Below are 9,254 nucleotides of genomic sequence, written 5' to 3'. Positions count from 1 at the left end.
CACTGCTGGGGTTTGGTATCAATCAGGCGTGAGTGCCTTGTGGTGGTTCAGACTTGCTTTCTGTATCACGAGTCTCCCATCGCAGGCCATGTCGATCCTTTGGCGTCATACGGAGCTCCTCAGCAAGTCCTCGCTGTCTATCCGGCAATTGTTTCCTGTTGCGTTTTCTTTCAGCCATGCTGCTGATTGTTGGCTTTGCGCCGGTCAGTTGAACAGTCCATTCCTTCTGATGACTGCTCCAGACCACTGACAAGCCCGAGATTTTTGTCGTTTACTGCTGATTGAATGTCTGTGCTCAGTGTGTTCGACGGTTCATCAAGAGCCTTGGAGATCGTTCGGATCGTCTCGCGCCATGAGTGGTCGTTTCTCTCTCAGCTCCTCAACCGTGGCGATGCCTCTGAAACGCGGCTGCCCTTGCCTTCGGTGCTGTGCAACATCCTGACGGAGTTGGGACCTGTGTACGTGAAGTTGGGCCAGCTGTTGAGTACGCGCCCCGACCTTCTGGGGGAAGACTACATCGAGGCATTGAGCCAATTGCAGGCCGATGTTCCGGCTGTGTCCTGGGAGCAATTGAGACCTCAACTGGAGCAAGAATTGGGCTGCTCTGTTGACAAGGCGTTCTCAACGTTCACCGACACGCCGATTGCGGCTGGAAGTGTGGGGCAGGTGTACAAAGCAACCTTGCCTGAGCTCGGTGCCGTAGCGGTGAAGGTGTTGAGGCCAGGGATCGCTGCCCAGGTGGAAGAAGACGGTCGCTTGTTGCGCAAGATTGCCGCCCTCGCTGCAGCTACGTCTCTCGGTGGTTTGTACGACTTCGTGGGTCTTGCTGATCAGGTTCTTGAGGCTTTGGTGCGGGAGCTCGATTTCAGGATTGAGGCCTCCAATACCTTGCGTCTGCAGCGCAGTTTGGAACAGTCGAGTTTCGTTCCTGACGCTCAAATTCGTCTGCCCCAAGTGGTGCAGCGGTTGTCGAGCCGCAGCGTGCTCGTGCTCGAGTGGATCGAAGGTGCATCAATCCTCAGCCCTGAAGCTCACGATGCTCTCGAGGCTGGGCCTGGATTGGTGGCAACCACCACGGCGTTGCTTGGCGCCTTTGTGGAGCAGTACTTCGTGGAGGGTTTTTTTCATGCGGATCCCCATCCCGGCAATCTCAAAGTTTTGGCCGATGGCAAGGTGATCCTGCTCGATGCGGGAATGGTGGGTCAGTTCGATCCACGCACCCGCAGCAACTTGCTGGATCTGGTCTTGGCACTCATTAACCAGGACGGAGCCAGGGCAACGGATGTGTTGGAGCAAATTGCGCCACCGGCTCGGGGGGTGAAAGTGGATCGTCAGCATTTGCAACGGCAGCTTGATCAGCTGATTGCCAGGAGTTTTTCCAAGCCACTGGAGGAACTGAATTTCGCCCTGTTCCTCGCCGCCTTGCTGCAGCTGGCGAATCGCTCTGGATTACGGGTTCCGGGAACCCTTGGCCTGTTTGTGAAATCGGTCACCAACTTGGAGGGTGTAGGCAATTCTTTGAACCCGGCGTTTAGTTTCACTGGAGAGATGCAGCCCTTGGTGGCTCAACTGCTTGCCCGTGCCGTGATGCTGCCTCAAGAGCGGCTCATGCAGTTTGGCCTTGATTTGCGCAACCTCACGATTGATTCCCCGCGTCAGCTGAGTCAGCTGTTGCGGCGCTTCAGTAGTGACGACTTGGTGTTTGCCATTCAGCTGGAGGGGCTTGACGCCATGCGCGCCAGCTTGGACCGGATGTCGCAGCGGGTGTCATTGGCGATTCTTGTGGCATCGCTATTGCTAAGTGCCACGGTGATGGCCACCTTGGCCCAACAACCTTTGCTGAGGGAGGTCAGCGAGGGGTTATTTATTGGAGCCACATTGTTTGGTCTCTGGCTGATTGTGTCCTTGCTGCGCTCTAGTCGTCGATGAGTGCGATTCGGAGGAGGCGCGTTGGCTTGTTGCTAACGAAGCCAAGGGTATTTGAGTCCAAAGAGATCCAGTTGATCCATCACGAGTTTGTTGATGGTGCGACCGAGCACAACCTGTGGTTCGTCGGCACGAATTGGGATAACAGGGTGTTGAAGGGTTTGAGACTGCGTTGTTCCCGAGATGATCTTGCGTTTGAGCAGTGAATTTCCGGCTTCTAAACCACACACATAGGCACGCTCCTGGCAGAGCCCTTTGGCGCCGAATTCCCGATCTCCCATCCGTACCCAATCGCCAGCGCAGACGATCGAGGCGATCGACGTCTCCAGCGGTGGTCGCTGCTTGAAACTTCCCGGTGAAAACAGTGATACCGACCCCGGATAACGCCGCACCTCCTGATCCACCACCTGCGCTCTGCGGAAGTCTGACTGCACCATCGGCAACAACTCCTGCATGAGGCAATCGACAACCGCCTGATCGCTGAGTTCAGCAATTGCCGTGGCGTTATAGAAGTCGCTTGCTACCACAGAGCCCTGCACTGGATCAGCACCCCAGAGCTCCCGTTCCGTTTCCGGTTGCAGCTGATCGAGCATGAAGAAGGTGGCGCCGGATCCCTGAAGCGCCTGGAAACGTGACAACACATTGGCGGGATCGGCAACCTTCACCCTGCGATCAAGCCACAAGCGCACGGATACCACATCAATAGCGCCGAGATTGCCGGCCCGCACCAGCTCCGGGGATAGAGCCGCGCACTCCGGTGAGTTGGCCATCAGTGCCCCCATCCCCTTGGCGCCCACCGCCAGCACCACGGCATCGACATCGTTGATCACAGCGCTGCGGCCCGTGGCTACCGAGCGGGTCTCAACCGACGTCACCATTGTCCCATTTCGGGAGACGTTCAGACGCGTTGCCAACGTTCCCCCGACGACTTCCAGATGATGTTGGTGACGCAAGCGCTGACTGAGCGGAGCCAAGAGTTGCTCTGCGATGCTCTTGCGCCTGATCCAGCGCACATCAAATGAATCCTGATGGGCCAGTGCGTAGTAGTACAGCAACTCCATCGTCACCGCCGCTGAGAGCTCCTCAGGTGGCTTGAACAGGCCCACCAGCAGGATCGGACGGAGGAACTCATCGATCATCCGATCACTGATTTTCAACTGCTTGAACAGCGTCAGTGCATCGATGCCGTCGTACTGCTGGTACACCGCATCGTTGCGGTTTAAATCGAGCATGGCGACCAGCAGCCCGGCGATGCTGAGTCGATCGGCTACCGGCAACCGCTTGAAGTTGTTGATCGTGGCGAAGGCCTGGCCGAGAGGGCTGGGTAGCTGTGGGCCATCACCGAACACCGGAGCTTTGGCTTCCAGGCCGTTGGGGGACCAGAAGGCGCTGGTGGTGAACTCGGTGAAACGATTGCCGAGTCTGAGTTCTTTCGTAAGGGCATTGATGTTGGGGTAGTCCTTCCAAAACCCCCGCGTGCCGGCCTCGAATGGTTTGCCGCTGGGGGTGGAGAGCGGCGTGCTGCCCGTTGGATCGTTGATTCCGTCGATCAAGGTCACCCGAACCCCAGCCTCGCAAAGGGACTTCGCGGCCCCCCAGCCAGCCCATCCCGCTCCAACTACAACCACATGGGAGGGGGTGTCGCTTGGCATCTCTCGGACTTGCCTCAGGTTGTGGTCTGAACGCTAAGTAGGCCTGGCGATGGGCCGGCCTTGGCTTCAAAAAACAACCTCACGCAGCTGGCAGTGGATTTTTCTCATAAAGTGATCCCGTTCTGTTGAAATGCGATCCGTGCCCAGAGTCGGACTGATCGTGAATGACGGAAAGGCGCTCGCCGTCCAGACTGCTCAGACCATTCAGGAGCGTCTGGAGCTTGCCGGCCATGACGTGTTTCGGGCCAGCAGTTCTGGAGGGATGGTGGGTTTCGCTAACCCCGATCAGCACTTGCGAATGCTGGGGTACAACGCCTGTGTGCCCGAGGGGTTTGATGACTCGATGGTGCTGGCGATTGTGTTGGGAGGCGATGGCACGGTCCTGTCGGCTGCCCGTCAAACGGCACCTATTGGTGTGCCGATTCTGACGATCAACACTGGCCATCTAGGCTTTCTTGCAGAGGCCTATTTGGGTGATCTTGATAAGGCTCTCGCGCAGATCCTTACCGATCGCTGGACGATCGAGGAGCGCGCCAACATGGTCGTGAGCGTGATGCGCGGAGACCAAAGGCGCTGGGAAGCCCTGTCTCTTAACGAAATGGCGTTGCACCGTGAGCCACTCACCAGCATGTGTCATTTCGAAATTGCGATCGGCAGGCATGCGCCCGTAGATATCTCTGCTGATGGGGTGATCCTGTCAACACCCACCGGATCCACGGCCTACGCCCTGAGCGCCGGTGGACCCGTGATCACCCCCGATTGTCCGGTGTTGCAGCTCACCCCAATTGCAGCCCATTCCTTGGCCTCGCGTGCGCTTGTCTTTAGTGATCAAGAACCGGTCACGGTGTTCCCCGCCACTCCCGAACGCTTGATGATGGTGGTGGATGGAAGTGCTGGCTGTTACGTCTGGCCGGAAGATCGGGTGCTGATCCGGCGTAGTGACCATCCCGTGCGCTTTGTGCGCTTATCCGACCACGAGTTTTTCCAGGTCTTGCGCAACAAGCTGGGCTGGGGACTGCCCCATGTGGCGAAGCCTGATCGTCCATGAATGAGCAGGGAGTGCTGTTGCTGGTTGGTGCTGAGGCCCTGCACCTCAAAGATCGCCTCGAGGCTTCGGGCTATCCATCGTTGGAGTGGGGGGCTGGAAATAGCACCATTGCAGCTTTTAGTCAGCAGCCGATCTTCCGGCCAGACGTAACAGCCAGCACTTCCATCCACCACCATCATCAAGCGTTCGGGAGTGGCGGGAAACACCGTGACCGGTTCTTGATCACTAAAGACAAGCGCACGCGAGGCCAAGGAATGGGCTGCAATTGGGGTGAGCTGCAACACCGGACAATCGGGGGTGATCACGGGTCCACCGGCGCTCAGGGCGTAGGCCGTGGATCCGGTGGGTGTTGACAGGATCACCCCATCAGCAGAGATATCTACGGGCGCATGCCTGCCGATCGCAATTTCGAAATGACACATGCTGGTGAGTGGCTCACGGTGCAACGCCATTTCGTTAAGAGACAGGGCTTCCCAGCGCCTTTGGTCTCCGCGCATCACGCTCACGACCATGTTGGCGCGCTCCTCGATCGTCCAGCGATCGGTAAGGATCTGCGCGAGAGCCTTATCAAGATCACCCAAATAGGCCTCTGCAAGAAAGCCTAGATGGCCAGTGTTGATCGTCAGAATCGGCACACCAATAGGTGCCGTTTGACGGGCAGCCGACAGGACCGTGCCATCGCCTCCCAACACAATCGCCAGCACCATCGAGTCATCAAACCCCTCGGGCACACAGGCGTTGTACCCCAGCATTCGCAAGTGCTGATCGGGGTTAGCGAAACCCACCATCCCTCCAGAACTGCTGGCCCGAAACACGTCATGGCCGGCAAGCTCCAGACGCTCCTGAATGGTCTGAGCAGTCTCGACGGCGAGCGACTTTCCGTCATTCACGATCAGTCCGACTCTGGGCACCGATCGCATTTCAACAGAACGGGATCACTTTATGAGAAAAATCCACTGCCAGCTGCGTGAGGTTGTTTTTTGAAGCCAAGGCCGGCCCATCGCCAGGCCTACTTAGCGTTCAGACCACAACCTGAGGCAAGTCCGAGAGATGCCAAGCGACACCCCCTCCCATGTGGTTGTAGTTGGAGCGGGATGGGCTGGCTGGGGGGCCGCGAAGTCCCTTTGCGAGGCTGGGGTTCGGGTGACCTTGATCGACGGAATCAACGATCCAACGGGCAGCACGCCGCTCTCCACCCCCAGCGGCAAACCATTCGAGGCCGGCACGCGGGGGTTTTGGAAGGACTACCCCAACATCAATGCCCTTACGAAAGAACTCAGACTCGGCAATCGTTTCACCGAGTTCACCACCAGCGCCTTCTGGTCCCCCAACGGCCTGGAAGCCAAAGCTCCGGTGTTCGGTGATGGCCCACAGCTACCCAGCCCTCTCGGCCAGGCCTTCGCCACGATCAACAACTTCAAGCGGTTGCCGGTAGCCGATCGACTCAGCATCGCCGGGCTGCTGGTCGCCATGCTCGATTTAAACCGCAACGATGCGGTGTACCAGCAGTACGACGGCATCGATGCACTGACGCTGTTCAAGCAGTTGAAAATCAGTGATCGGATGATCGATGAGTTCCTCCGTCCGATCCTGCTGGTGGGCCTGTTCAAGCCACCTGAGGAGCTCTCAGCGGCGGTGACGATGGAGTTGCTGTACTACTACGCACTGGCCCATCAGGATTCATTTGATGTGCGCTGGATCAGGCGCAAGAGCATCGCAGAGCAACTCTTGGCTCCGCTCAGTCAGCGCTTGCGTCACCAACATCATCTGGAAGTCGTCGGGGGAACGTTGGCAACGCGTCTGAACGTCTCCCGAAATGGGACAATGGTGACGTCGGTTGAGACCCGCTCGGTAGCCACGGGCCGCAGCGCTGTGATCAACGATGTCGATGCCGTGGTGCTGGCGGTGGGCGCCAAGGGGATGGGGGCACTGATGGCCAACTCACCGGAGTGCGCGGCTCTATCCCCGGAGCTGGTGCGGGCCGGCAATCTCGGCGCTATTGATGTGGTATCCGTGCGCTTGTGGCTTGATCGCAGGGTGAAGGTTGCCGATCCCGCCAATGTGTTGTCACGTTTCCAGGCGCTTCAGGGATCCGGCGCCACCTTCTTCATGCTCGATCAGCTGCAACCGGAAACGGAACGGGAGCTCTGGGGTGCTGATCCAGTGCAGGGCTCTGTGGTAGCAAGCGACTTCTATAACGCCACGGCAATTGCTGAACTCAGCGATCAGGCGGTTGTCGATTGCCTCATGCAGGAGTTGTTGCCGATGGTGCAGTCAGACTTCCGCAGAGCGCAGGTGGTGGATCAGGAGGTGCGGCGTTATCCGGGGTCGGTATCACTGTTTTCACCGGGAAGTTTCAAGCAGCGACCACCGCTGGAGACGTCGATCGCCTCGATCGTCTGCGCTGGCGATTGGGTACGGATGGGAGATCGGGAATTCGGCGCCAAAGGGCTCTGCCAGGAGCGTGCCTATGTGTGTGGTTTAGAAGCCGGAAATTCACTGCTCAAACGCAAGATCATCTCGGGAACAACGCAGTCTCAAACCCTTCAACACCCTGTTATCCCAATTCGTGCCGACGAACCACAGGTTGTGCTCGGTCGCACCATCAACAAACTCGTGATGGATCAACTGGATCTCTTTGGACTCAAATACCCTTGGCTTCGTTAGCAACAAGCCAACGCGCCTCCTCCGAATCGCACTCATCGACGACTAGAGCGCAGCAAGGACACAATCAGCCAGAGACCAAACAATGTGGCTCCAATAAATAACCCCTCGCTGACCTCCCTCAGCAAAGGTTGTTGGGCCAAGGTGGCCATCACCGTGGCACTTAGCAATAGCGATGCCACAAGAATCGCCAATGACACCCGCTGCGACATCCGGTCCAAGCTGGCGCGCATGGCGTCAAGCCCCTCCAGCTGAATGGCAAACACCAAGTCGTCACTACTGAAGCGCCGCAACAGCTGACTCAGCTGACGCGGGGAATCAATCGTGAGGTTGCGCAAATCAAGGCCAAACTGCATGAGCCGCTCTTGAGGCAGCATCACGGCACGGGCAAGCAGTTGAGCCACCAAGGGCTGCATCTCTCCAGTGAAACTAAACGCCGGGTTCAAAGAATTGCCTACACCCTCCAAGTTGGTGACCGATTTCACAAACAGGCCAAGGGTTCCCGGAACCCGTAATCCAGAGCGATTCGCCAGCTGCAGCAAGGCGGCGAGGAACAGGGCGAAATTCAGTTCCTCCAGTGGCTTGGAAAAACTCCTGGCAATCAGCTGATCAAGCTGCCGTTGCAAATGCTGACGATCCACTTTCACCCCCCGAGCCGGTGGCGCAATTTGCTCCAACACATCCGTTGCCCTGGCTCCGTCCTGGTTAATGAGTGCCAAGACCAGATCCAGCAAGTTGCTGCGGGTGCGTGGATCGAACTGACCCACCATTCCCGCATCGAGCAGGATCACCTTGCCATCGGCCAAAACTTTGAGATTGCCGGGATGGGGATCCGCATGAAAAAAACCCTCCACGAAGTACTGCTCCACAAAGGCGCCAAGCAACGCCGTGGTGGTTGCCACCAATCCAGGCCCAGCCTCGAGAGCATCGTGAGCTTCAGGGCTGAGGATTGATGCACCTTCGATCCACTCGAGCACGAGCACGCTGCGGCTCGACAACCGCTGCACCACTTGGGGCAGACGAATTTGAGCGTCAGGAACGAAACTCGACTGTTCCAAACTGCGCTGCAGACGCAAGGTATTGGAGGCCTCAATCCTGAAATCGAGCTCCCGCACCAAAGCCTCAAGAACCTGATCAGCAAGACCCACGAAGTCGTACAAACCACCGAGAGACGTAGCTGCAGCGAGGGCGGCAATCTTGCGCAACAAGCGACCGTCTTCTTCCACCTGGGCAGCGATCCCTGGCCTCAACACCTTCACCGCTACGGCACCGAGCTCAGGCAAGGTTGCTTTGTACACCTGCCCCACACTTCCAGCCGCAATCGGCGTGTCGGTGAACGTTGAGAACGCCTTGTCAACAGAGCAGCCCAATTCTTGCTCCAGTTGAGGTCTCAATTGCTCCCAGGACACAGCCGGAACATCGGCCTGCAATTGGCTCAATGCCTCGATGTAGTCTTCCCCCAGAAGGTCGGGGCGCGTACTCAACAGCTGGCCCAACTTCACGTACACAGGTCCCAACTCCGTCAGGATGTTGCACAGCACCGAAGGCAAGGGCAGCCGCGTTTCAGAGGCATCGCCACGGTTGAGGAGCTGAGAGAGAAACGACCACTCATGGCGCGAGACGATCCGAACGATCTCCAAGGCTCTTGATGAACCGTCGAACACACTGAGCACAGACATTCAATCAGCAGTAAACGACAAAAATCTCGGGCTTGTCAGTGGTCTGGAGCAGTCATCAGAAGGAATGGACTGTTCAACTGACCGGCGCAAAGCCAACAATCAGCAGCATGGCTGAAAGAAAACGCAACAGGAAACAATTGCCGGATAGACAGCGAGGACTTGCTGAGGAGCTCCGTATGACGCCAAAGGATCGACATGGCCTGCGATGGGAGACTCGTGATACAGAAAGCAAGTCTGAACCACCACAAGGCACTCACGCCTGATTGATACCAAACCCCAGCAGTG

General features: G+C 57.7%; 7 protein-coding genes and 1 pseudogene. 4 read left to right on the top strand and 4 right to left on the bottom strand.

The annotated features are described in order from the left end of the window. Both NCN04_RS04205 and NCN04_RS04200 read left to right on the top strand, forming a co-directional pair. A partial coding sequence (locus NCN04_RS04205; protein ID WP_250395264.1) for a hypothetical protein occupies positions 1 to 250 on the top strand: 250 nt, incomplete at its 5' end. 35 nt (positions 251 to 285) lie between these two features. Continuing rightward, a complete protein-coding gene (locus NCN04_RS04200; protein ID WP_048346028.1) occupies positions 286 to 1,929 on the top strand; it encodes an ABC1 kinase family protein in 1,644 nt (547 codons plus the stop codon). A gap of 32 nt (positions 1,930 to 1,961) precedes the next feature. On the opposite strand, the gene NCN04_RS04195 is transcribed toward NCN04_RS04200, so the two are convergent. Next, positions 1,962 to 3,578 carry a hydroxysqualene dehydroxylase gene (locus NCN04_RS04195; RefSeq protein ID WP_250395265.1) on the bottom strand — a complete coding sequence of 539 codons (1,617 nt, stop codon included), beginning with the start codon at positions 3,576 to 3,578 and terminating at the stop codon, positions 1,962 to 1,964. Between the two features lie 139 nt (positions 3,579 to 3,717). On the opposite strand from NCN04_RS04195, the gene NCN04_RS04190 reads away from it, so the two are divergent. Further along, positions 3,718 to 4,626 carry an NAD(+) kinase gene (locus NCN04_RS04190; RefSeq protein WP_250395266.1) on the top strand — a complete coding sequence of 303 codons (909 nt, stop codon included), beginning with the start codon at positions 3,718 to 3,720 and terminating at the stop codon, positions 4,624 to 4,626. Positions 4,627 to 4,742: 116 nt separating this feature from the next. On the opposite strand, the pseudogene NCN04_RS04185 reads toward NCN04_RS04190, so the two are convergent. Next, positions 4,743 to 5,537 (bottom strand): annotated as a pseudogene (locus tag NCN04_RS04185) (NAD(+) kinase); the annotation flags it as partial. 139 nt (positions 5,538 to 5,676) lie between these two features. On the opposite strand from NCN04_RS04185, the gene NCN04_RS04180 reads away from it, so the two are divergent. After that, entirely contained in the window at positions 5,677 to 7,293 is a 1,617-nt protein-coding gene (locus NCN04_RS04180) for a hydroxysqualene dehydroxylase (protein ID WP_250395265.1), read from the top strand. Positions 7,294 to 7,325: 32 nt separating this feature from the next. Here NCN04_RS04180 and NCN04_RS04175 read toward each other — a convergent pair whose 3' ends face one another. After that, positions 7,326 to 8,969 carry an ABC1 kinase family protein gene (locus tag NCN04_RS04175; protein ID WP_048346028.1) on the bottom strand — a complete coding sequence of 548 codons (1,644 nt, stop codon included), beginning with the start codon at positions 8,967 to 8,969 and terminating at the stop codon, positions 7,326 to 7,328. Positions 8,970 to 9,004: 35 nt separating this feature from the next. Then, positions 9,005 to 9,254 (bottom strand): hypothetical protein (locus tag NCN04_RS04170; RefSeq protein ID WP_250395264.1); only part of this gene is annotated, 250 nt, incomplete at its 5' end.

The organism is Synechococcus sp. MU1655 (assembly GCF_023630655.1).
Taxonomy (GTDB): domain Bacteria; phylum Cyanobacteriota; class Cyanobacteriia; order PCC-6307; family Cyanobiaceae; genus Synechococcus_C.
The sequence above is the reverse complement of the archived record's forward strand: the minus strand, read 5'-3'. Positions and strand labels throughout refer to the sequence as shown.